This window comes from Solibaculum mannosilyticum (assembly GCF_015140235.1).
Classification (GTDB): domain Bacteria; phylum Bacillota; class Clostridia; order Oscillospirales; family Acutalibacteraceae; genus Solibaculum; species Solibaculum mannosilyticum.
The window spans coordinates 1,697,417-1,721,471 of sequence record NZ_AP023321.1 but is presented as its reverse complement, the minus strand read 5'-3'; the positions used below and the strand labels follow the sequence as shown (position 1 = coordinate 1,721,471).

Below are 24,055 nucleotides of genomic sequence, written 5' to 3'. Positions count from 1 at the left end.
GGGTGTTAAAGCGTCTGAAAATTTCATACTATGTTCATCCTTCCGGATGGCCGATGCTGTACCATCTTTCTTTAGACGCCCTGCGGCAGAAATCCGCGGGCGAATTGGTGGATGGTTTGATAATCCACCGCTAGATTGAGATTTTGTCCCTCGCGGAATCCGGCTGTGATGATGCCGATGAGCGCACCGTACTGGTTGAGAAGCGCGCCGCCGGAGCTACCTGGCGATGTAGGGGCCGTAAATTGGATCATGGATACCTCTTCAAACTGGCGGAATCCGGCGATAATACCGTCGGAAACCGAGTTGAATAGTCCCAAGGGACTGCCGATGGCCACCACATTTTGACCTCTGGCCAAAGGGGGACCGTTGTAAATGGGGATGGGGCGTCCGGGACAGAGCAGGCGCAACAGGGCTAAATCGTGCAGGGAATGGTACTTTAACAGCTCATCCGTGCTATAAGAATGTTCATCGTTCTCCATTTGGATGCTGTAGGACCGTCCCCCCTGGACCACATGAAAGTTGGTTAGGATAAGATTCCCATCTCCGATCAAGACGCCGGACCCCGTTTTTTTGCATTGACCGTATTCATCCATGACTTCGATCATCACCACAGAAGGAGCCAGCTTTGCCAGCTGTTCATAGCTGAGAGGTGTGGCTTGAGATGGAGACGGCCGGGCAATAGGCTGTTGCCGGGAAGGGGATGAACGAACAACAGAAGGCCGCGATACAGCCTGAGGGGGAGGGGACGGATTGGAGGCGGCTACTGGAGGCCGGCTGGAATGTACAGGAGGCTTTTTTTGAACCGGAGGTTGTTTAACAGGTGAGGTGACAGGGGAAATATCCTGTTCTTGTCCAGCAAAGGGAGTGCAGCAGGTATCGGGGAATGACACCTGTGGATGAGCGTCCCCGGACACACAAGCCGACATAGCCAAAAGTTCTTCGGGGAGCGAAAGCTCTCCGGCCGGATGAAAGATCGCCACATCACAGCCGAGCCGGGTGAGTAAAATCAAAAAGAGATATTCCGCCTCATGAGGCGCTCCCAGCCATAGGAATTTAGGGGTGCCGCCTGCCAGACTGCCATTGGGGAAAAGGCGGGGGAGAACATGAGCTGACCAATGGAGCAATTTGATCCCAAAGTTTTTTACCATGGTAGAGGAGGCCTTTGGAAAACACTTCTGATAGAGGCGAAGAAGCTCTCCAAAAGCTAGGTCATAAGCGTTGTTCAGAAGAGGTTCTCCAAAGGAAAAAGGACGGCCGGAAGGAGACTTGCCTTCCGCCAGCTTTTCATAGCAGGATTGGTACAAAGGAAGCGACGTTGGAGAGATGAATTTATCCAGCTGTTTGGCGCAAGAATATCCCGATCCAGCGGCGCAGGCCCGGAGGGCCATATTGCCGGCATCCTTTAGAAGTGCGGGCAAAGGATCTGTACTGCTGGGACATCCTGTCCACCGGATGAAATAGACGTCCTTGCGGCCTCCGGCATATCGTCCCCGTACGCCTCCGAAGACCGAGAGCAGAGTGATGCGCATGGGGTTGAGAGAAATTTGAAGGGAATTTATCACGAGGATCCCATCCTTTTTACTATAAAAACCAGTAGGGCTATTTTCTATCTATATATTGTAACAAAAAGCCGGGTTGATGGAAAGAGAATTGAAAAATATTGTGAAGCTTTGTATAATAAACGAGGAATACAAAAAAGATGACAGTAGGATAAGCACCATCTACAGATTTTAAAATCAAACAATGGGGAGGATCGATTGACGATTCTCTGAAAGGAAGTTCAAAGGATGATGGATCAAAAATCGGAGGGCTCTAGGGAGCTTTCGCCTTATGAAGTGGGGGCACTGCTGTATGCTCCAGCCAACCATAAGACGGTGATAGATCGTTTGATTGCAGAAGAGATACAAGGCCCGTATTCCCTGGCCCTCTGCCTGGAGGATGCCATCAGCGACCAGGCGGTAGACGAGGCGGAACAGCTGGTAATCGACAGTTTAAAAAGGGTGTGGAGAGCCGCCGCGGAAAAGGTTTTTTATCTGCCGAATATTTTTATCCGAGTGCGCAGTGCAGAGCAGATGAAGCGGATTTTTGAGAGGCTGGCGCAAGGACGTCAGATACTCACAGGATTTATCGCTCCTAAATTCTCCTGTGGCTGCGCTGCGTCTTATCTGGACGCATTGGCCGATATTCAGGAAAAGACGGAGCATAGGGTTTACTTGATGCCCATCTTGGAAAGCCAGGACCTGATCGATTTAAAGACAAGACGTTCCCATCTGTGTGAACTCAAAGAGCGGTTGGACGCCGTAAAACCTTCTATTTTAAATGTCCGGGTAGGAGGCAATGATTTTTGTAAAGAGTTTGGTGTGCGCCGCCGGTGGGGGGAGAACATTTATCAGATCAGCTGTATCAGCAATGTGTTGGGCGATATCATCGCCTGCTTTGGAAGGGAGTATGTGGTGTCCGGCCCGGTATGGGAGTACTTCACCGGCCCGGATGAGAGCTGGAAAGAAGGGCTTAGACGGGAAATCCGATTGGATATGCTCAATGGATTTGTAGGAAAGACCGTTATCCATCCCAATCAGATTCCCGTGGTCAATGAGATGCTTCGGGTATCCCAGGAGGATTATGAGGATGCCATGGGTATTTTGGGTATGCAGGACGATGAACAAGTGTTGGTATCCAAAAGTGCGGGAGGCAGCCGCATGAACGAATTCAAGACCCATGAGAAATGGGCTCAAAAAATTCTGACTTTAGCTGATATTTACGGGGTGCGTCCATGAACCAGATCATACAACAAGAAAATTGGCAGGAAAGATTGGTACGGGCCGCCATGCGGGAAAATAACCGCAAGCGGTCCTATTTGATCGTCAATCCATCCCAGGGGAAGCATGTCCCGGTGGTTCCATCGGAGGCTTTGGATGTATTCGGGCATTTGGCCGCCAAGGTGCAGGAAAGCGTCGGCACCACCGATCCGGTGCTTATCATCGCCTTTGCCGAGACGGCCACGGCCATCGGCGCCGCTGTGGCTGCATCGCTTGTCAACCCGACTTATTTGATGCACACCACCAGGGAAGATGTGGAGGATACCGATTTCCTCTTTTTCTCTGAGGTTCATAGTCATGCCACCGAGCAGCGTCTGGCGTTGCGGGGATTGGATGCCGTACTGGGGGAGATCAGACACATCGTCTTTGTGGAGGATGAAGTCACCACCGGCAACACCATTCTGAATCTGATCTCGTGCCTGCGAAAGAAAGGCATTCCCGGGGACGTTACATTTGGCGTCGCCTCTTTGCTCAATGGTATGCTCCCCCAGCATAAAAGCAAATTTGAGGAACAAAGGGTCTGGATCACCTATTTGCTGCACACCGACAATGCTGAATTAGAGCGGTCGATCGGCCAATATGCCTACGACGGCCCTCTGCTTCCGGTATGCCAGGAGGCTTCGATACCAGTGAAACGCATGTGTGCCGGGGGAAGGATCAGTCCCCGCTGCGTGACGCCGGTGAAGGAGTATGAAAAAGCCTGCTGTAATCTCAAAGAGGAAGCGGAAAAGCTTGTTCCAAAAGAGGCGAGACGCGTGTTGGTGCTGGGGACGGAGGAGTGTATGTATCCCGGACTGATGGTAGCCGAGGCGCTGCAAAAGGGACATGAAGTCCGGTTTCACGCCACCACTCGTAGCCCTATTCTGGTGAGCGGGGAGGAGACGTACCCTTTGCATCGCCGCAATTGTCTTTTGAGCTGTTACGACGGTACCCGAACCACTTACATTTACAATTTGACATCCTATGACTTTGTGCTGGTGGTAACCGACGCGTCGGCTACTGAGGCAGGGATCAAAACCCTCAGTTCGGCTTTAGAACAGGCGGGGAACAACGCCGTCACATTTCTGGAATGGAGGCCATAAATGCAAAGCAGTTATCGGGCGGAGGACGTCACTCTGTTGCTCAAAGACATCACCGGGCAGGTGCAGCCTTTGGAGACAAAGGAAAGAGAAAAACGCATTCAGTCTGGTATCCATTATTGCGAGATGCTGCCGGCTGAGTATGTTCCAACACCGAAATACATTGAAGCCTATGAACAGGCCCTCGGGTGTGAGGCCGACCATACGGCCGCAGCGGTGCGCCGGTGCGGGGATAAAATTGTCCAGGAGAAGGGAGAGGACGTTGTCCTAGTGTCGCTCGCCAGGGCGGGATTGCCCATCGGTATCCTGCTCAAGTGGTATTTAAAAAAGGAATATGGTTTAGAGGCTTCTCACTATGGAATCTCCATTATCCGAGGCCGCGGGATCGACCGGAATGCTATGTCTTATCTGCTCAGCCGATACCAAGCCTCCAGCCTCCAGATGGTGGATGGCTGGATCGGGAAAGGGGCTATCCTGAAAGAACTGCGCCGGGAGTTAGAAGTCTTTCCCGGCGTTAGCGCAGAACTGGCGGTGTTGTCCGACCCGGCCAATCTGACCCGGCTTTGCGGCACTCATGAGGATTTGTTGATTCCAAGCTCCTGCCTTAATTGCACGGTATCGGGTCTTGTCAGCCGGACCTTTTTGAGGTCGGATATCATAGGGCCGGAGGACTTTCACGGCGCCGCCTTTTATGGAGAGCTGAAAGAACAAGACCGGTCTTATGAATTTCTAAACGCTATTGCGTCCCGCCTTGAGACTGCACCCGATCTTCCGGAGAAAATATTATCTCATTCCGGACTGGAGGAGGCCCAGGACATTGCCGATCATTTTGGGGTGTCCAATATTAATTTTGTAAAGCCCGGTATTGGAGAAGCCACCCGTGTATTGCTGCGCCGGTTGCCATGGAAGGTGCTGGTGCGCGAAGGGGAAGAGCAGTCGGGCGAACTGAAGCATCTGTATCAATTGGCCTGGGAAAAAGGAGTGGAGGTGGAATCCTATCCGCTTCAGAATTACAAGGCGTGCGGAATCATCAAGCAGCTGGCCGACGCCTGAGAGAAGGTTGTATAAGTCGGTCTAAAAAGGGAGAGGCTCCTAGGGAGTATCATGGATAAAGTTCACAATTTTGTAAATGTGGCGGCAAGCATTGAAAAGGGCGGCGGAACGTGATAAAATGGCACTAAACGTGACCTGTCGGCAGAGGGATGATGGGATCGTTTTTTCTTCCTTCGGCCCATTGCGGCAGGGCAATGTACAATAGATCAGGATGTAAGATTAAATGTTGAAACGATTACAGTTGCAGCGCTTTGAGGATTTTTTAAAGCCTTTGAAAGAACGTCCGCAGCCAGGGGTGTATTTTTGCCGGATCGCGGGATATAACCCGGAGGTCCAGTCGTTCTTGGAGAAGGTATTGGGGAGCCGGAAACAAAATCCCCTGTTGGTCACCGGCAAGCTGCCCAATCCGGATGAAAATCAGCTCTCCTATTTCCGGGAGATGCTGGGGACGGATTTTTCCCTGGATCCCGGTTTTTTTGATCAGGCTTTGCGGAAATGGCTCCCGCGGTTGGATCAGGTACAGCGGGAAACGATGATCCGGTCCCTCTGCCAGACGATGCTGGATTTGAGGGCAGCCGGCAAGACCGACAACATGCTGAAAAACGCTTATATCAAGTTTATGTGCTGGATGTATTATCGATTTGAGCAAATCCTGCACAAGATGGGTAAGGAGCCCCTGCCCAAGATTTTATATGACGGTGTCCTAAGCGCCCATGAATTGCAGATGTTCTGTGTGCTCAGCGACGCGGGGTGCGACATCGCGCTGCTGGAGCCGCAGGGGGATGCATCTTATCTAAAATTAGATCCGGAAAGCAAGCATTCTAATTTGTTTCCGGGAGCGGGGAATGGCGCTTTTCCTCCCGACTTCTCCCTCCAAACGGTGGCAAGAGAAGCCGAACAAAAGCAAAAGATCGTCGGCATGTGTCAGACGAGTGAGGGAAATGTACCGCTCAACAGCACCAATACATGGCTCACCGGCGACTTGACTAAGGATTCCTTAAAGCCTCCTGCCCAACGGGGCAGTGAGAAAAATTGCTTTTATAATATGTTTGTCCGCATCCGAGGGGTGGAGGAAAAATCGTCCTACGTCAAGGAGCTGTTCCTTTGGAAGAAGCATCTGGAGGAAAAGGGACGAAAGGTACTGGTGCTGGAATCGCTGCCCATCCCCACGGCGGAGGAAGTGGCGCGTGCCGGACGGTGCAACGTCCAGACGGCGCAGCAGGTTGTGGTTGGATTGTTGCCCGCACTGCGTCCCACGGCGAACGCCAGGTTGGACGGCATTATCCGATCGGCTTTTTCCAATCTGATTTTGGAGTTGGCCAAGGAAAACGAACCGGTCAATCGGATCAAAAACCGAGCAGTGTACCTGGTATGCTGGTTCAACCGGTACTTCGATCAGTTACTGAAAGGGATCAAAGAGGATTCTATACCGGTCTTTCTCTATTTTAATGTGTGTAAAACCGCTTTTGAAGCGTTGTTTTTGCGGTTCCTGGCGCGGCTGCCGGTGGATGTGCTGGAGATCTATCCGGAGGACATCCCCTGTTGTTTGGAGGACCGGGTTTTGTTTGACCGGAATTATCCGGAATCTCTGCACATAGAAAAGTTCCCGGTTTCCATGGACGACGCTGGATTTACCACGGTGGCCTACCATGCTGAACAGGAATTGACCGAGACATTGTATCAAGACAGCGGCATGTACCGCACCCGTCAGTATCACAAAGCGTCGGCGCTCCCCCTCAAAACCATGTATGAGGAAATCGCTATTTTGTGGGATCAAGAAGCTACGTTTCGCCCAGGATTTGAAGTGGTGGACGATACGGTATTGGTGCCGGTCATCACGGCAAAGGTATGCGGCGTCAAGAACGGGGATGTAGGAGAGTATTGGTCCGGTGTGCGCAAGCTTCTGGGGGAGAATACCCTGTTGATTTCATCCTGTCCCCATTGGAATGGAGCAGGTGTGGATCGTTCTTTCCAGCCGGTATCCCTCATCAAAAATAAAAGATTGGAACGTCAGAAGATCAAGGACAGCCCTGGTTATGCCTACAGCCTGCTCCGGGAGGAGACGCAGGAGCTTATTTTGGACAAGATCCAAAAGCTGCTGGATTCCGGTCTCATCAAAGGAACCTTCTCCCAAGGCATGGAATATAAAATCCTGGCGGTCACCCTGCACTTGGATCAGGATATCATCCGTATGATCCAGCGGTTCGACTTCACCAAAAAGAATCCCAAAGTGGTGGTCATCAACACAAGAGATACCATTTGTAGCCTAGAGGATAGCATTGTGCTGGCATTTTTGCATCTAGTGGGATTCGACGTGGTGTTGTTTGTGCCCACAGGGTACCAGATCATTGAGAAATATTACACTGGGCCGTTATTCACCGAGCATCAGATCGGGGATTATTTGTACGATATGCAAGTCCCTGCTATGTCCTCCGGTATGACAGCCCCGCGGGAAGGCATTTTCAGCCGATTTTTTAGGAGGAGTTCATCATGAGTATTAAGTTTGGTTCCCCCGCTGGGCAGAATCCCGAACCTGCCGCCGTCTCTCAGGAGACCCAGTTGATGGAGGTAGAGCCCTATAACATCAAGGCCGACCGCCAACAGATGACGGCTCAGCTCACCGATTCCAAAGAGGTGGACGACATTGTCAGCACCATTGAGGTGTACAATTTGGAGACCATAGTGGGATTTGGCGGCACGGTGGCCGATGAGATTTCCAAGAGTTCCGACGTCATCCTCAACAGCATGAACATGAGTCAGATCAATGATTCCGGCGAGATGCTGAATGCCTTGGCCAAAATTATGGACAAATTCGACATTGAGGAAATCAAGGAAGATCCCGGTTTTTTCAGCAAGCTGTTTTCCAACATGCGCAAGCAGCTGGATAAGATCCTCCAGAAGTACCATACCATGGGCGAGGAAGTGGACAAGATCTATGTTCAGTTAAAGAAGTACGAATCGGAGATCAAGGAGTCGAACCGCAAGCTGGAGGATTTGTTTCAATCCAATTTACAGTATTACCATGAGCTGGTAAAATACATCCTGGCCGGTGAACAGGGGTGTAAGGAAATCGACGCGTATATTGCCCAGCGCCGTTCTGATATGGAGTCCACCGGCGACACCTCCATCCAGTTTGAACTGACCACCTTGGAACAGGCCAAGATGATGCTGGAGCAGCGCACGCAGGATTTGCGTATGGCCGAGAACGTGGCGATGCAGTCCATCCCCATGATCAAGACCATGGAATTTGCCAATATGAACCTGGTACGTAAAATCAATTCCGCCTTTATCATCACTTTGCCGGTATTTAAGCAGGCGTTGGCCCAGGCCATCCTGCTGAAGAGACAGCGCATCCAGGCCGAGGCCATGTCGGCTTTGGACGAGAAGACAAACGAGATGCTTTTGAGAAATGCCCAGAATACAGCCGAACAGTCCAAGATGACGGCTCAGTTGGCATCCAGCAGCTCGGTGCGGATTGAGACATTGGAGACCACGTGGAAAACCATTGTCCAGGGCATCCAGGATACCCGCCAGATTCAGGAGGATGCACGCAAAAAGCGTCAGGAGGATACCCAGCGTCTTAATGTTATCAAAGGCGAGTTTGAACAGATGATGAGATCCCAAGGTCAGCCTACCGGCAATCAATGAGGGGATACCTTGGAATAAACCGCCTCATCCAGATGGATGAGAATTTATGATCCAGGAAACCCGGGATCAACGGATCCCAATATGTTATAGATTCAAAAGGCGAGAAAAGAGAGAACATGATTTACAAGGAGGTAATTTAGCATGCCAATCAGTTTACAGAAGGGCCAGAAAGTGGACCTGACAAAAGGAAATCCAGGCCTTAAAAACATTATGGTGGGCCTTGGCTGGGATGTCAACAAATACGACGGCGGCGCTGATTTTGACCTGGATGCAGCAGCCTTCCTGCTGGGAGAAAACGGTCAAACCCCCACCACCGATGAATTTGTATTTTACGGCAACTTAAAGCATAAAAGCGGTGCCGTAGAGCATATGGGCGATAACCTGACCGGTGAAGGTGACGGCGATGATGAACAAATTGTTGTGAACCTCCAGAAGATCCCCGCCAATGTGGTGCGTATTGCCTTTACTGTCACGATTTATGAAGCGGAGGAACGCCGTCAGAACTTCGGCCAGGTCAGCAATGCCTATATCCGCATTGTGGACAGCGATACCAATCAGGAACTGATCCGTTATGATTTGGGCGAGGATTTCTCCATTGAAACCGCCGTAGTAGTAGGTGAAATCTACCGTCACAACGGCGAGTGGAAATTTAATGCCATCGGCAGCGGATTCCAGGGCGGCCTGGCCGCATTGTGCGCCAACTACGGCATTGAAACCTGCTAACTGGTTAGGATGCATCGCTTGGCTGTGATGTTTGCAGCCGGAAAGGAAGATGAAAAATGCCGGTTTCTCTAAAAAAAGGGCAGAAGGTCAGTTTAACAAAAGACAATCCGGGGCTGAGTAAGGTCATCGTAGGCATTGGCTGGGATATCAACCAGTTTGATACCGGCACAAGTTTTGACCTGGATTCCTCGGCGTTTCTTTTGACCCAAAGCGGTAAGGTAGGCCGTTCAGAGGACTTTGTCTTTTACGGCAACCTGAAAGATCCCAGCGGTGCGGTGGAGCATATGGGCGACAACCGTACCGGCGAAGGGGAGGGGGATGACGAACAAATCCGTGTGGATTTAAGCCGTGTCCCGGAAAACATCGAACGCATCGCCTTTACTGTGACGATTTACGAGGCCGAGGAGCGCAACCAAAATTTCGGCCAGGTAAACAATGCCTTTGTCCGCATCTATAACGAGCAGACGGGGGAAGAGTTACTGCGTTACGACCTGGGCGAGGATTTCTCAGTAGAGACTGCGGCCGTATTTGGCGAGCTTTATAAAAACAATGGCGAGTGGAAGTTCAACGCCATCGGCAGCGGATTTTATGGCGGACTTTCCGCCCTGTGCGCCAACTACGGCGTAGAAGTGGAATGATAGGAGGATATCGTTTATGGCAGTCAGTTTGCAAAAAGGGCAAAAAGTCAGCCTGAGCAAAGACAATGCCGGACTAGGTGTTGTTGTGGTTGGCTTGGGTTGGGATGAGGCCCAGCCTGCCCGTCGAGGCCTGTTTGCCCCCAAACCCCGTCCCATCGATTGCGATGCATCGGCCATTCTCTGCATCGACGGCAAGCTGCAAAATCCCAAGGACGTAGTGTATTTTAACAATCTTCGCCATGCATCCGGCGCGGTGCAGCATATGGGAGACAACCTGACCGGTGCAGGCGAGGGCGACGATGAGCAGATTATCGTGGATCTGAGCCGTCTTCCGGAGCAGTACGACCGGGTGATTTTCGCAGTCAACATTTATGAGGCAAGACAAAGAGGCCAGCATTTCGGCATGATTAAGAATAGCTTTATCCGTTTGGTGGACGCGCGGGGCAACAAAGAGATGTGCCGCTACAATCTTTCGGAAAATTACGATGGTATGACTGCTATGATCTTTGGTGAGATCTACCGTCATAATGGCGAATGGAAGTTCAATGCCATTGGCCAGCCGACCAACGACGATGGTTTAGGCAGTTTGGTCAACCGGTTCCGCTAAAAGCGCAGAAAACCAGGGGGGAGCACGGAAGCCCTCCCCTTTTTCCATGACGATTGACAATTAGGAGAGTTGGTAAAAGGTGCATAAAGTATTTAAGGGCCTGACAGAAGCTCAGGTGGAGGAAAGTCGCAAGAAGTATGGTTCCAACGTCATCAAGGAGGCGGAACCGGAGAGCTTTTGGAAACAGTTCCTAGAAGGGTTTAAGGATCCCATGATCCGCATTTTATGTGTCATCGCGGCTATTATGCTGGTGATGTTCTTCATGGGTCAGAGCGAATGGTATGAACCGGTGGGGACGGTCATCGCCATACTGCTCGTCAACTTTGTATCGGCAAAAACCGGCGTTGCCAACGACAACGCGTATCGGAAACTCAAAGAATCCCAGAAAAAGGACACTGCAAAAGTTATCCGGGACGGCTCCCTGAAAGTCATCGAGGTAGACGACCTGGTAGTAGGCGACGTGGTATTGCTGCAATCAGGAGATAAGATCCTGGCCGACGGAGTCCTGGCCGACGGCGTTTTGTCGGTGGACAACAGCGCATTAAACGGCGAGGCGGAGGAATGCCCTAAATCAGCGGCTGAGGAAGGTTTTCACATTCCGGAAAACATCACCGGCGATACCTTTGTAGATGCCCACAGCTTGTTCCGCGGCGCCACCGTACTGGATGGGGAAGGCTATATGATCGTCCAGCAGGTGGGAGAGGCCACCATGATGGGCAAGATGGCCAAGGATATGGAGGATAAGGAACCGGATTCCCCCTTGCAGGTCAAACTCCGTAAACTGGCCGGCCAGATTTCAGTATTCGGTTATGTAGGTGCTATTGTAATTGCATTGGCTTATTTCGTCCATTTTGTTATTTTGGCAGGTGGTTTCGGTGCCTATTTTGCCACAGGATGGCTTTCCATTTTAGCCGACGTCATGAATGCCGTTTCCATTGCCATCACCATTATTGTATGTGCTGTGCCGGAGGGCCTTCCACTGGTTATTGCTCTGGTGCTCATGCAGAATACGGGAAAGCTTTTAAAGGTCAACGTATTGGTGCGCAAGTCCATCGGTATTGAGACAGCAGGATCGCTCAACATTCTCTTCAGCGACAAGACCGGTACCATTACCAAAGGACAGCTGGAAGTGGTGGAGTTTTTCACCGGAGATGGAAAGGTAATGGATGCAGCGTCGGTTCCGGCCATCCAGGGGAATCTGGAACTCAGCATCGGCAAGAATACATCCGCACTGTTTGATGACCGTCATACGGTGGTGGGAGGCAATCTCACCGACCAGGCTCTTCTCAAATTCCTGGGAGAAGAGAAGTTTAACAGTTTGCGTGAGAAGGACGACTGTGAGGTTGGCGAACATCAGGAATTCAACAGTGCCAATAAGTTCAGTCAAGCTTATCTTCCCGCCAAGGGACGTACCTTTTACAAAGGCGCTCCCGAACGCCTTTTGGCAAAAGCCAAGACTTACTTAAACGACCAGGGCCAGGAAGTGCCCATTGATCAAGCGGTTCTAAATGCGAAAATTGATGAACTGGCAAACCGTGCTATGCGTGTTCTGGCTTTTGGATACAGCAAAGCCCCCATGGTACGGGATGAGATCAACGACGATGTTGTGTTGATCGGCTTGGTGGGCATTCGTGACGACGTACGTCCCGAGGCCAAAGAGGCCATCGTAGAGGTACAGAAGGCCGGCATCCAAGTGGTTATGATCACCGGTGACCGAAAAGAGACAGCTGTAGCCATCGCCAAAGAGGCCGGCTTGTATCGTGGGGAAGACGATTTGGTGTTGACTTCGGCGGAACTGTCTGAAATGTCGGACGATGAAGTTAAAAAGTGCATCTCCAAGATCCGCGTGATTTCCAGGGCGTTGCCCACCGATAAGAGCCGTATGGTACGTCTGTGCCAGGAAATGAACCTGGTTGTAGGTATGACCGGCGACGGCGTCAACGATAGTCCTGCCCTGAAACGAGCCGACGTCGGTTTTGCCATGGGCAGCGGCACCGATGTGGCAAAAGAAGCTGGTAAACTGGTCATTCTGGACGACAATTTCAATTCCATCAAAAACGCCATTTGGTATGGCCGTACCCTTTATATCAACATCCTAAAATTCTGTAAAATGCAGTTGGTGATCAACTTAGCCGCCGTATTTGTATCGGCCATCTGCCCTTTCTTGGGCATTGAGGATCCGTTAAAGGTCACCCATCTGTTGTGGATCAATCTGTGTATGGATAGTTTGGCATCCCTGATGTTCGCCGGTGAACCGGCCCTCAAGCGGTATATGCGGGATAAACCGCGCCGCAGAGATGAGAGCATCATCAGCAAGCCTATGATCATCCAGATTATCATCATGAGCGTCTGGCTGACCATCATCAGTATTGTCTGGTTCAAAGTTCCGTTCTTTGCCACTTGCTTTGATAATTCGGCGCAATTCTATACAGGGTTCTTCTGTATGTTTGTCTTTAGCTTTATGGTCAACGCCTTTAACGTGCGCAGCGATGGACTTAACGTCTTTGAACATATCCGGGAAAACAAGACTTTTGTCCGGGTCTGGCTGATTATTATGGCGGTCCAGATTATCCTTGTCAGCTTAGGCGGCGTGGTTGGCGATATCTTCAGCTGTGAACGCTTCGGATTCAAGGGATGGCTGGCTGTGCTGGGTATGGCGCTCACCATGTATCCTGTGGATCTGATTCGCAAACTTCTTTCTCCGAAACCCAAAAGGGACTAATCCCCTGAAACAACAAATGCCCGCGCCGAATTTCGACGCGGGCAATGTTTTGAGAAAATCTTACTACCGTCAAGAAAAAGAGGTGATGATATGCGTGTATTTGCCTCGGATTTGGACAATACCCTCATTTATTCGTATCGGCATCCCATCGGAGACAATAAAGTGCTGGCGGAGCTGTACGAAGGGCGGGAAGTCTCCTTTATGACAAAGCAGTCCCATGAGATGCTGAATCAGGTCTTTCACAAGATGACTTTTATACCGGTATCCACCCGTTCGGTGGGACAGTACCGCCGCATCCGGTTCCATCGAGATTGGGAGCCGTCTCTGGCTCTCGTCAGCAACGGCGGGACACTGCTCATCGACGGAAAAGAGGATCAGGAGTGGAAGGAGCAATCTCTGAAAACAATCCGTCCGGCCCGAGAGCAGCTGGAGTACGCCTGGGGGTTATTGGAACAGGACAATGCCAGGACACTGGATGTAAGAATGGTAGACGACTTATTTGTGTTTACCAAAAGCGGCCGGGTACGGGAAACGGTGGACAGACTGCGGGAAAGCCTGGATTTGTCGCAAGTAGAGGTGTGGGAGAACGGCAATAAAGTGTATGTTATTCCCCTATTGCTCAACAAAGGGCAGGCGATACGCCGTCTGCGGGAGAGGTTCTGCATCGACTTTGTGGCGTCGGCAGGGGACAGCTTATTTGATATCCCTTTGCTTCATGAAGCGGATGTAGCTTTTTATCCGACCGAGTTATCCTATCCGAGCCGGCAAGGACAGGTTTGTATTCCCGTCGATACAGGCAGCAAGGTGTTCTCCGACGTCGTTTTGGGAAAGCTCTTGCAAGGTTACCTTTAAAATCAATATCATGACAAAAAAGAGACGGCATAGCGCCCCTAGCTATGCCGTCTCTTTTTTCATTGGTTTTACAGATTACAGAAGATTGCTCAGTGTCCTGAGACAATCCGGGCAGACGTTTCGTCCTTTGAAGGTGATGACATCCTTTGCGTTATCACAGAAGATACAAGCCGGTTCGTACTTTTTCAGGATGATCTGAGAACCATCCACGAAAATTTCCAGAGAATCCTTTTCGTTAATATCCAATGTTCGACGCAGCTCAATGGGAAGAACGATACGGCCAAGCTCATCTACTTTTCTAACAATACCAGTTGATTTCATAATAAAACTCCTCCTAATACATTGTCACCGTTATATCAAAAAACAGGTGTTCATATTCGCCAAGAAAAAACATAATTGGATCATTACTTACAATAATAATAAATATTTCCAGAGTTGTCAATGATAGAAAGGAAAAAAAAGGTAATTCGTCGATAAAAACAGTCTTTTTAAGAATTTAAGCGAACAAATCAATAAAATACAGCAATTTGCACGAATAAAGAAAAAATTTCTTATCTGTTGGTCAAAAAATGTCGAATTATGATGGATTGAGGGATGGATCTCAAAAGAAACAAGGTGTACTACCTGTCTGCCGCCGGTGCATACAAATGGAAGGAAGAGAGTAGGGCAGGTGACAGATTTGAATTACATCTGGGCAGGTATGATGATTTTGTCCATCTTATTTGGCATCCTCAACGGCAGGATGGGAGAGGTGTCCCAAGCGGTGATGGAGGGAGGCAGCAACGCTGTCCAATTGATGCTTGTACTGTTGGGAGCCATGTGCCTCTGGAGCGGTTTGATGCGCATCGCGGAAAAGGGAGGACTTACCGCCATCATCAGCAAAATCCTGAGTCCCATCACCAAGTGGATTTTCCGGGGGATGGATCCCAAAAGCTCGGCGGGAAAAGCCATATCCATGAACATGACGGCCAATCTCTTGGGGCTTGGCAATGCCGCAACGCCTTTGGGTCTTCACGCCATGAAGGAGATGCAGCGGCACAATCCGGAAAAACAACGGGCCACCAATTGGATGGTTCTGTTTGTGGTGCTCAATACCGCCTCCATCCAGCTCATCCCAACAACCATCGCCGTCATACGGGGCAAATATGGAGCACAGTCGCCTATGGACATTCTGCCGGCGGTCTGGGTGACGAGTCTCACCGGACTGGTGGTAGGCATATTCGTGGCAAAGCTGTTGCAGCGGAAGAAATAGGGGCGTATCGCAGGAAAGGGTGAGGCAACTCCATGGGACAGATCGCCAACTACTTTTTACCCATCTTTGTAGGAGGGATTCTTTTACTGGGTCTGCTGCGCAAAGTGCCGGTGTTTGAGACCTTTGTGGAAGGGGCCAAGGAAGGATTGGATACCACCGCACGCCTAGTTCCCACCATGGTCGGACTTTTGACGGCAGTGGCTATGTTTCAGGCCTCCGGAGGACTGGACGTTTTGATCTATGGTCTCAAACCGGTGGCCGATTTCCTCCACCTTCCCGAACAGGTCATGCCACTGGCTATTTTACGTCCTATTTCCGGCAGTGGGTCCCTGGCTATTTTGGAGAACATCATCCGGGAAAACGGTCCGGATTCCTTGGCCGGAAGGGTAGCGTCGGTCATGATGGGTTCCACTGAGACTACATTTTATGCAGTTACCGCTTATTTTGGAGCGGTAGGCATCAAGAAGACCCGTCATGCAATCCCGGCGGCGTTGACGGCTGATCTAGCCAGTATGATTGTCAGCGCTGTTACGGTTTCCTTGTTTTTCCAGTAAAAGAATGATTTTATCTATTTTGATACAATTTTAGCGAATTAATTGTAAAACTTGTAAGATGTATTGGGATGTGGTATACTAACAGGAAAGAGTTGGTTCAAGGGAGGAATTGCAATGTCTTTACAAGATTCCAATATGATGGTAAAACAAAAAGATGGAGTGGTCACTCTTCATTTTCCTATGCTGGAAGAGGTGGAGGGCATTTCCCATGCTTTTTCCACTCGATTGGGAGGCGTGAGCCAGGGCATATTCTCCTCGATGAACTTAAGTTTCGGCCGGGGAGACAGCGATGAAAATGTAAGGGAGAACTACCGTCGCATTTGTGCAGCCAATGGATTTGATCCCGAAGGCTTGGTGGCTTCCGACCAGGATCATCACACCAATGTCCGCATCGTGACGGCTGAGGACAAGGGAAAAGGGATCTGGCGTCCGAAGGATTACCAGAGCGTGGATGCCGTTGTGACCCAGGAGCCGGGGGTTACGCTGGTGACCTATTATGCCGACTGTGTCCCGCTCTTTTTTGTGGACCCGGTCAAGCGGGTAGTGGCCTTGGCCCACGCCGGATGGCGGGGGACGGTAGGACGTATTGGAGAAGTGACCGTCCGAAAAATGGAGGAGGCGTTCGGCTGCCGTCCACAGGATCTTTTGGCCGCTGTAGGGCCGTCCATAGGTCCCTGCTGTTATGAAGTGGACGAGCCGGTATATCAGCAATTTGCAGCGCTAAATCTAAAAGATGGCGCACGGTGGATGCCGGAGAGCGGCGGAGGAAAATACAAACTGGATCTGTGGAACATCAACCGTCAGATTTTGTCGGATGCCGGCGTGATGCCGGAACACATCCAGATGGCGGAACTATGTACCTGCTGCAATCCAGATCAGTTATTCTCCCATCGGGCATCCCATGGTCAGAGAGGCGGTATGGCGGCTTTTCTTCAAATCAGGCCATCGGAAAGAGTATAAGAAAAAGACAGATTGCATTACGACAATAAAAGAAGGAGCATTTTATGCAGATACAGTCCATTTTACTGGCGTGCCTGGAACGAGAAGGGCGCGCCATGTCCCGCAGGGAACTGTTTCACCTTGCCAGGCTGGAACAGGAAAATCCAGTGTTGCTCAAAAAAGCGCTGGATGGTTTGGTGGAAGAGGGACAAATCCTGGTCACTCAAAAACATAAGTTGATTTCCAGCAAGACGGCGGGACTTGTCCCGGCCCGGATCTTATCCCTTTCATCGGGATTTGCTTTTGCACGGTCCCAGGAAAAGGGGGATGTGTTTATCCCGGGACGTCATCTCAATCAGGCTCTCCCCGGGGATCTGGTGCTTTTGAAGGTCAAGCAGTCCCCGAAGGGATGGGAGGGAAGTGTGGAATTCATCGTCCGAAAGGGAAAACGGGAGATCACCGGACGCGTAGTCAAAAACGGACGCAAGCTGGAAATCTCGCCCGATGCCGGCGTACGGTATAACATTAAGGTTGTCTCTTCCAAAAAGGCCAAAATGACGGAGGGAAGCAAAGTACGGGTGGCGCTCAGTTACGACAAAGAGGGGCGTCAGGCCACTGCACGAGTGGTGCGGTCTTATGGCAGCGCCCAGAGTGCCAAGGTATGCGCCGACTCCATTGTAGATATGGAGGGCATCCCGGCAGATTTTCCACCGGAGGTCCAGGTGGAGGCCCGGAATATGGCTGAACAGGGCATCCGGGAAGAGGACCTTACCGATCGCCGTGATCTGCGGGATCAAGCGATCTTTACCATCGACGGTCCCGATGCCAAAGATCTGGACGATGCGGTTTCGGTATGCCGTACCATGAAGGGTTATAGTCTGGGCGTCCACATCGCTGATGTATCCCACTACGTCCCTATGGGTTCCACTCTGGATCAGGAGGCGCTGAAACGGGGAACTTCAGTTTATTTTGCCGACCGTGTGATCCCCATGCTGCCCACCGAGTTGTCCAACGGCGTATGTTCTTTGGATGCCGGCAGCGATAAGTTGACGGTCTCTGCCCTCATCGAGCTGGACAGCAAAGGGGATTTTATCTCGTGCGACTTTGTAAAAAGCATCATTCGTTCCAAAGTGCGAGGGGTATACGGCGAAGTCAACGATCTTTTTGACGGTACGGCCAGCGATGCAGTCAAAACCAAGTATAAACCCATGGCCGATACCTTGCTTGTGATGAAGGAGCTATCCAATATCTTAAAAGAGAAGGCGCGTTCCAGGGGATCGATGGATTTTGCGTCCAGCGAATGCAAATTCATCCTGGATGAGGAGGGACGTGTACAGGATATCCAGCCCCGGGAACAAGGCCTCGCTGAGCAGATGATCGAACAGCTGATGATCTGTGCCAATCAGGCGGCCGCCCGTTACGCCAAGCGGGAAAAGGTTCCGTTTGTCTACCGCGTGCACGAGCAGCCCGATCCCGAACGCATCGAGGCACTTAAGCGGGTAGCCGATGTGATGGGCTTTCAGACCAGAAAATTAAAACCCGGGGTGCAGACAAAGGATCTTGCCAATCTGTTGGATGCCTCTGCACACACTCCGTTTTGCCACGTCATCTCCCATCAGATTATCAGGGCCATGGCAAAAGCCCGGTATGATCCCAATCCATTGGGACATTACGGTCTCTCGCTGGAAGACTACTGTCATTTTACTTCACCCATCCGCCGATATCCCGACCTGATGGTGCATCGGATTCTCAAGGATCTGATCTCGGGCAAGACCAAAGGGCAGATGGAGAAAACCTATGGAGGCGTGGTGGAAGATATCAGTCAGCAGTCCACCGACTGTGAAATCCGTGCCATGACGGCCGAACGACGTTGCGAGGATTGTTATAAGGCCGAGTATATGGCTTCCCGGGTAGGGGAACAGCTGGAAGGTGTGGTATCGGGCGTAGCGCCCCACGGGATCTATGTGGAGCTTCCCAATACGGTGGAAGGCCTGGTGCGCAGCGATATGCTGCCGGGCGAATTCCAGTATGACGGGGAATTTTACTATGTCAGCGGCAAGACCGGACAAAAAATCGGAGTGGGGGACAGCATGGAAATCGAAGTGCTGCGGGCCGACGTATCCAGCGGACAAATCGATTTCAAGGCTTTGTCCTATACTCCCTTCCAGGGATCGGATCAGTGATATCATACGATATCCAGCAGACAATATTCATGATAAAATAAGAAAAGGCCCGTTTGTCCTCCCTTTTGAGGATAAACGGGCTTCTTTTGTTGTTTCCGGCTTTAGGATTCCTCCGGATGGTCTTCTACATCACCCCAAGCTCGGTTGGCAGCTTCCCGGGCGATATCCAGCACAATGGTCTGATTGCCGGAATCCGGATCCTGAATGCCGAGGGGGAGCTGTTCATATACCTCCACCACTTGTCCGCGCATCCACAGATTGGGTGTAACACGGATGCTATAGCCACATCCGTTATCCACCAGCCAATCGTAGAAATTGGCCCGCGGCAGACCAAAAGTAGCGAGCAGCGTCATAATGACCCCTCCGTGGGTCACGATAACTGCTGAAGTGGTACCGGTTTTCATCAGTCCCTCCACCACTTTGGAGAAGGCCTCACAACAGCGGGTTTGAAACTGGGCGCTGCTTTCTCCCTCTGGAGGAGCGTCCTTGCCTCCAGCTTCCATCCACTGGACGAATTCCGGATCGTTTTGCAATTCATTTGCGGTTTTCCCCTCCCACTTGCCGAAGCTGCACTCGGCAAGGCCCGGGATGACCAAGGGAGTGGCTTGTGGATACAGAGCCTTTAAGGTCTGCTGACAGCGCAGAAGAGGGCTGGTAAAGTAGGCGTCGGCATTGGGATATTGAAACCGTTCTTTTAATTGGAGCAGTTGGGTCAGCCCTTCCGGGGCCAGGGGGACGTCAGTGGAGCCGATGTATTGCCCTTTTGTATTACCATCGGTAAGGCCATGACGGATCAAATGGATGGTATAGCTTTTCATACTTCCTCCTTGAAATGGGAAATTATAGATTACATACCAGAAACAGGATGAAAAGTGCCTTCAATTTTCCTATTTGTAGTGATCTTTCTTTACAAATTTCGACACATGCATTATAATTATACATATCGTAAAAGTGCATGGAGGTCGCGTCTTATGAACAGCAGTTTTCCACGCATCATTGCGCTACTGCGCAAAGAGTGCGGATACAGCCAAAAACAGGTTGCGCAGGATTTGGGGATTTCACAGGCGCTGCTTTCCCACTATGAAAAGGGAATTCGCGAGTGTGGATTGGATTTTCTCACCCGCATCGCCGATTACTATGGAGTGTCCTGCGATTATCTTCTGGGACGTACACCTGATCGTAACGGCGCATTCCTCACGGTGGAGGACATCCCTGAGCCGGACGCTGCCGGTAGGGAGACCATCCGCGGCAGTATCCTGCCCACTCTGAATAAGAAGCTGATTGCCAATTCTCTCAATATTGTATTCGATAAACTGCAAAGATGCAACAACAAAGGGCTGACTGGTGAAATTTCCGCCTTTTTGATGCTCAGTGTCTATCGTGTACTGCGGCTGCTGTACGGTGCCAATGCGAAGAATCCGGAAGGAACCTTTGCCGTACCGTCCATGCTGGCCCGCGGGACAGCTACGGCCCACATGCAGATGGCCGAAACCAATGCTGAATGTCTCAGCAAAGGGATGGCGGTGGGAGAGATGGAACCACTGTTATCCCAGGATGATTTGGCCATGACGCCAGATCAATTGGCTCAGGATTATCCGCTGTTTGCTTCGTCGCTTTTTAATTTGATTCAAAATGCAGAAATCCGCATGGGGTACAACAATAAAAAATAGTTCGCATAAATTTTTGTGATCTGGCTGGGAAAAGCACAAATGTAGAGCAAATAAATAAGAACGGCTCGCTTTGATCCGAAGCGAGCCGTTCTTATTTTTTCAAAGAAGGAAGGATAATAAAAAAGAAGGAGGAATGGAAAAAGAAGAAGTTGGGATCTTGCTGTGAGATTATTATACTGCAAGAGAAATGGGAAAATCCACCTGATTTCTTTACAAAAAAGTATCTAAACTGATACCTTTCGGCAGAAAAGATTACAAAGCTCTAACATTTTTTACCAGATCACTGTGGTGAAGTGCTTTCACCGAAAAGAGTAATACGGGAAAGGCGGAAGAGATGTCCGGCAAAAAAAGAGTTGCAAAAAAGATAATCTTCTTTATACTTTGTATAAGACCGGTCCTACAGGGCCAAAGCTATGGTGATCTATTTTGTTGAGGTGATGCACAATGAATTGGGCAGATAAAGCGGTGTTTTATCATATTTATCCGTTGGGATTTTGCGGGGCGCCTATGGACAATGATTTTATGTCCTCTCCCCAGGAAAGAATCCAAAAGGTGGCCGATTGGGCCGGCCACATAGCCGACGATTTGGGCTGTGACGCTCTGTATCTCGGCCCTGTTTTTGAATCCGACCATCACGGATATGATACGGCCGATTACCGTCTGATTGACAGGAGATTGGGTACCAACCAGGGCTTCCGGGAGGTGGTGGAGCGTCTGCACAACAAGGGAATCCGGGTGGTCCTGGACGGCGTATTTCACCATACCGGCCGGCATTTTGGACCGTTTGTAGATGTGCTGCAAAAACGTTGGGATTCGGCCTATAAGGACTGGTTTTTCCTGAATTTTGACGGGGACAACGCTTTCCACGACGGACTGTGGTACGATTGCTGGGAAGGGCATCAGGAATTGGTCAAACTCAACCTGGGACATCCCGATGTGAGGCGGTATCTGCTGGACTCGGCCGAAGGCTGGATCCGGGAGTTTGACATCGACGGCATCCGTTTGGATGTGGCCTACTGCCTGGAGCCTTCCTTTATGCAGGAGCTGTCGGCCCGATGCCGGAGCGTCAAATCCGGCTTCTTCCTGTTAGGGGAAGTGGTGCACATGAACGACAATTTGAAACGTCTGCTGGATCCCGACATGCTTCATTCGGTGACGAACTATGAGTGCTACAAAGGTCTCTACTCCAGCTTCAACGATCAGAATCTCTTTGAGATCGCCCATTCTCTGGAGCGCCTGTTTGGAAATCAGCCCTGGTGTCTTTTTACCGGAAAGCATCTCTATAATTTTGCCGATAACCACGACGTCTCCCGATTTGCCACCGCCCTAAAATGTCCCGATCAGATGGAAGCGGCCTATACGCTTCTGTATACCATGCCTGGGATCCCGTCGGTGTATTACGGCAGCGAATGGGGCATCCCCGGAGACAAAAAAGACGGTGACGGCGTTTTACGGCCTTGTTTGGAGCTTGAAGCACAAAAGGAGTGCAGTCTTACCCAACATCTTAAAAAATTGGCCGAGGTGAAAAAGAATCATCCCGCCTTGTGGGAAGGCGATTATCAAAAGGAATTCCTCACCAACAAGCAATTTGCCTTCTCCCGCAATGCGGAGGGGGAGAGCATTCTGATCTTTATCAATGCCGAGGGACAGGAAGGAAACTTCCAGCTCGACCGCCGGGTCAAAGGGACGGAACTGTTGACCGGCCAGGAGGTTGAGCTTGAGGGGAATTTTTGTTTACCAGCCTATGGCAGTGCCGTTGTGAAGGTGGAATGAGGAGATCGGTTGACAAATCCCACTGAGATGCTATAATAGAACCCGATCTGATAAAAGATATCGATCGGGAATAGGGAAATAAGACGGTGAAGGGAAAAAGACATCGTCCTTGTCTCAAGAGAGCCGGCGGATGCTGCGAGCCGGCGGCGAGGCGTTTGTGGATAGCTCATCCCGGAGTCGCCTGCCGAAGGGTAGGACGTTTTGGCCGCGTTATTGGCCTAGGAGGGCATCTGTGCTGTAAAAGGAGCAGTGTGCTGAAATAGGGTGGTACCGCGAGGAAGAGGATTCCGCGCCCCTATCCATGCGAGAATGTGCGTGGATAGGGGCGTTTTTATTTTTTAGTCGATAGGCGCACCATTTTTCTGAATAAGAAGAACGGTCGTTTTCTATTTATATTTGTGGATATGGAGTGAGACGGATGAAAAATTACAACATCGTGCTGCTGAGAGGCGACGGAATTGGTCCGGAAATCGTGACTGAAGCGGTAAAGGTTTTAAATCGTGCCGCAGAAAAGCATCAGTTTACCGTCACCTACGACGAGGCCTTGTTGGGCGGGATCGCCATCGATGAGACTGGAGTCCCGCTTCCGGAGGAAACCCTCCAGAAGTGCAATGCCGCTGACGCCGTATTGTTGGGAGCGGTAGGCGGCCCCAAATGGGAATCCCAGCCGGGCAACAACCGTCCGGAGGCGGGATTGCTGGGGATCCGCGCCGGCATGGGTCTGTACGCCAATTTGCGTCCGGCTCGTATCTTTAAACCCCTGCGGGATGCTTCCCCTCTTAAAGGCGATATCATTGGGGAAGAGCTGGATATTATGATGGTCCGCGAACTGACGGGCGGTATCTATTTCGGCGACCGGGGCCGTAAGATGGTCAAGGGGGTACCCGCTGCTTTTGACACAGAGATGTACACGGTGCCGGAGGTAGAGCGCATCGCCCGGGTGGCCTTTAATCTTGCCAGAAAACGGGGCCATAAATTGTGCTCGGTGGACAAAGCCAATGTGTTGGAATCCTCCCGTTTGTGGAGGGAAGTGATCCTGCGCGTGGCCAAGGAATATGAGGATGTGGAGCTGTCGCATCTGTATGTGGACAACTGTGCGATGCAGCTGGTGCGCAATCCCGGCCAGTTTGACGTGGTGGTGACTTCCAATATGTTTGGAGACATTCTGTCGGATGAGGCGTCCATGATCAGCGGCTCGATCGGGATGCTGGCGTCGGCCAGCCTGGGCGATGGCACGAGAGGCCTGTATGAACCCATCCATGGTTCGGCCCCCGATATTGCTGGACAGGGTATTGCCAATCCGTTGGCGACCATCTTGTCGGTGGCCATGATGCTTCGGTTCTCTTTGGATGAGATGGAAGCTGCCGATGCCATCGATGCTGCCGTGGCCAAGGTGCTTGATCAAGGATATCGCACGCCGGATATCTATACGGAAGGCACGAAAAAGGTGGACACCGTCACCATGGGACAATTGGTGGTAGACAACCTGTAAGTTCATTTGGCCGAAAATAAAATTTGTAGTTAAAAAGAAAGCCCGGATCAA

Annotated in this window: 20 protein-coding genes; 17 read left to right on the top strand and 3 right to left on the bottom strand. The window is 50.9% G+C overall.

Annotated elements, in window-relative coordinates:
- Positions 1–71: 71 nt before the first annotated feature.
- A complete protein-coding gene (locus tag C12CBH8_RS08220) occupies positions 72–1,562 on the bottom strand; it encodes a S1C family serine protease (protein WP_215532978.1) in 1,491 nt (496 codons plus the stop codon).
- A gap of 225 nt (positions 1,563–1,787) precedes the next feature.
- On the opposite strand from C12CBH8_RS08220, the gene C12CBH8_RS08215 reads away from it, so the two are divergent.
- From C12CBH8_RS08215 to C12CBH8_RS08170, 10 genes are all read left to right on the top strand, one after another.
- The gene (locus C12CBH8_RS08215) at positions 1,788–2,777 is read left to right on the top strand and encodes an HpcH/HpaI aldolase/citrate lyase family protein (protein ID WP_215532977.1); all 990 of its coding nucleotides are present in this window, start codon (positions 1,788–1,790) and stop codon (positions 2,775–2,777) included.
- Positions 2,774–3,901 (top strand): phosphoribosyltransferase domain-containing protein, encoded by a 1,128-nt coding sequence (locus C12CBH8_RS08210; RefSeq protein WP_215532976.1) that lies wholly within the window; start codon positions 2,774–2,776, stop codon positions 3,899–3,901. Before C12CBH8_RS08215 ends, C12CBH8_RS08210 begins: the two co-directional genes overlap by 4 nt.
- Positions 3,902–4,951 (top strand): cysteine protease StiP family protein, encoded by a 1,050-nt coding sequence (locus C12CBH8_RS08205; protein ID WP_215532975.1) that lies wholly within the window; start codon positions 3,902–3,904, stop codon positions 4,949–4,951.
- Positions 4,952–5,174: 223 nt separating this feature from the next.
- Positions 5,175–7,445 (top strand): YceG family protein, encoded by a 2,271-nt coding sequence (locus C12CBH8_RS08200; protein WP_215532974.1) that lies wholly within the window; start codon positions 5,175–5,177, stop codon positions 7,443–7,445.
- Positions 7,442–8,599 carry a toxic anion resistance protein gene (locus C12CBH8_RS08195; RefSeq protein WP_090264295.1) on the top strand — a complete coding sequence of 386 codons (1,158 nt, stop codon included), beginning with the start codon at positions 7,442–7,444 and terminating at the stop codon, positions 8,597–8,599. The genes C12CBH8_RS08200 and C12CBH8_RS08195 overlap by 4 nt, the downstream gene beginning before the upstream one ends.
- Before the next feature lie 141 nt (positions 8,600–8,740).
- Entirely contained in the window at positions 8,741–9,322 is a 582-nt protein-coding gene (locus tag C12CBH8_RS08190) for a TerD family protein (protein ID WP_147624459.1), read from the top strand.
- A 56-nt stretch (positions 9,323–9,378) separates the two neighbouring features.
- Entirely contained in the window at positions 9,379–9,960 is a 582-nt protein-coding gene (locus C12CBH8_RS08185) for a TerD family protein (RefSeq protein ID WP_090264291.1), read from the top strand.
- A 16-nt stretch (positions 9,961–9,976) separates the two neighbouring features.
- Positions 9,977–10,567, top strand: a complete 591-nt coding sequence (locus C12CBH8_RS08180) for a TerD family protein (protein WP_090264289.1) — start codon at positions 9,977–9,979, stop codon at positions 10,565–10,567.
- Between the two features lie 79 nt (positions 10,568–10,646).
- Positions 10,647–13,289 carry a calcium-translocating P-type ATPase, PMCA-type gene (locus C12CBH8_RS08175; protein WP_090264287.1) on the top strand — a complete coding sequence of 881 codons (2,643 nt, stop codon included), beginning with the start codon at positions 10,647–10,649 and terminating at the stop codon, positions 13,287–13,289.
- Positions 13,290–13,379: 90 nt separating this feature from the next.
- Positions 13,380–14,141, top strand: coding sequence for an HAD family hydrolase (locus C12CBH8_RS08170; RefSeq protein WP_090264285.1), 762 nt, complete (start codon positions 13,380–13,382; stop codon positions 14,139–14,141).
- 75 nt (positions 14,142–14,216) lie between these two features.
- Here the strand turns inward: C12CBH8_RS08170 and C12CBH8_RS08165 are convergent, their stop codons facing one another.
- Positions 14,217–14,462: an AbrB/MazE/SpoVT family DNA-binding domain-containing protein gene (locus tag C12CBH8_RS08165; protein ID WP_090264283.1), complete on the bottom strand. Its 246-nt coding sequence runs from the start codon at positions 14,460–14,462 to the stop codon at positions 14,217–14,219.
- A 349-nt stretch (positions 14,463–14,811) separates the two neighbouring features.
- Between C12CBH8_RS08165 and C12CBH8_RS08160 the strand changes: the two genes are divergently transcribed.
- From C12CBH8_RS08160 to rnr, 4 genes are all read left to right on the top strand, one after another.
- Positions 14,812–15,393: a nucleoside recognition domain-containing protein gene (locus C12CBH8_RS08160; protein ID WP_246441399.1), complete on the top strand. Its 582-nt coding sequence runs from the start codon at positions 14,812–14,814 to the stop codon at positions 15,391–15,393.
- A gap of 32 nt (positions 15,394–15,425) precedes the next feature.
- Positions 15,426–15,947 (top strand): spore maturation protein, encoded by a 522-nt coding sequence (locus C12CBH8_RS08155; RefSeq protein WP_090264281.1) that lies wholly within the window; start codon positions 15,426–15,428, stop codon positions 15,945–15,947.
- A gap of 114 nt (positions 15,948–16,061) precedes the next feature.
- On the top strand, positions 16,062–16,907 hold the full coding sequence (gene pgeF, locus C12CBH8_RS08150; protein ID WP_246441396.1) for a peptidoglycan editing factor PgeF: 846 nt from the start codon (positions 16,062–16,064) through the stop codon (positions 16,905–16,907).
- Between the two features lie 44 nt (positions 16,908–16,951).
- Positions 16,952–19,069 (top strand): ribonuclease R, encoded by a 2,118-nt coding sequence (gene rnr / locus C12CBH8_RS08145; protein ID WP_215532973.1) that lies wholly within the window; start codon positions 16,952–16,954, stop codon positions 19,067–19,069.
- A 101-nt stretch (positions 19,070–19,170) separates the two neighbouring features.
- On the opposite strand, the gene C12CBH8_RS08140 is transcribed toward rnr, so the two are convergent.
- Positions 19,171–19,887, bottom strand: a complete 717-nt coding sequence (locus C12CBH8_RS08140; RefSeq protein ID WP_215532972.1) for a histidine phosphatase family protein — start codon at positions 19,885–19,887, stop codon at positions 19,171–19,173.
- Positions 19,888–20,040: 153 nt separating this feature from the next.
- Here C12CBH8_RS08140 and C12CBH8_RS08135 point away from each other — a divergent pair, with 153 nt between their 5' ends.
- The 3 genes from C12CBH8_RS08135 (at position 20,041) to leuB (ending at position 24,004) form a co-directional block, all read left to right on the top strand.
- Positions 20,041–20,739: a helix-turn-helix domain-containing protein gene (locus C12CBH8_RS08135; protein WP_099322441.1), complete on the top strand. Its 699-nt coding sequence runs from the start codon at positions 20,041–20,043 to the stop codon at positions 20,737–20,739.
- Between the two features lie 444 nt (positions 20,740–21,183).
- The gene (locus C12CBH8_RS08130) at positions 21,184–22,512 is read left to right on the top strand and encodes an alpha-amylase family glycosyl hydrolase (RefSeq protein WP_215532971.1); all 1,329 of its coding nucleotides are present in this window, start codon (positions 21,184–21,186) and stop codon (positions 22,510–22,512) included.
- A 418-nt stretch (positions 22,513–22,930) separates the two neighbouring features.
- Positions 22,931–24,004, top strand: a complete 1,074-nt coding sequence (gene leuB, locus C12CBH8_RS08125) for a 3-isopropylmalate dehydrogenase (protein WP_215532970.1) — start codon at positions 22,931–22,933, stop codon at positions 24,002–24,004.
- Positions 24,005–24,055: the final 51 nt, after the last annotated feature.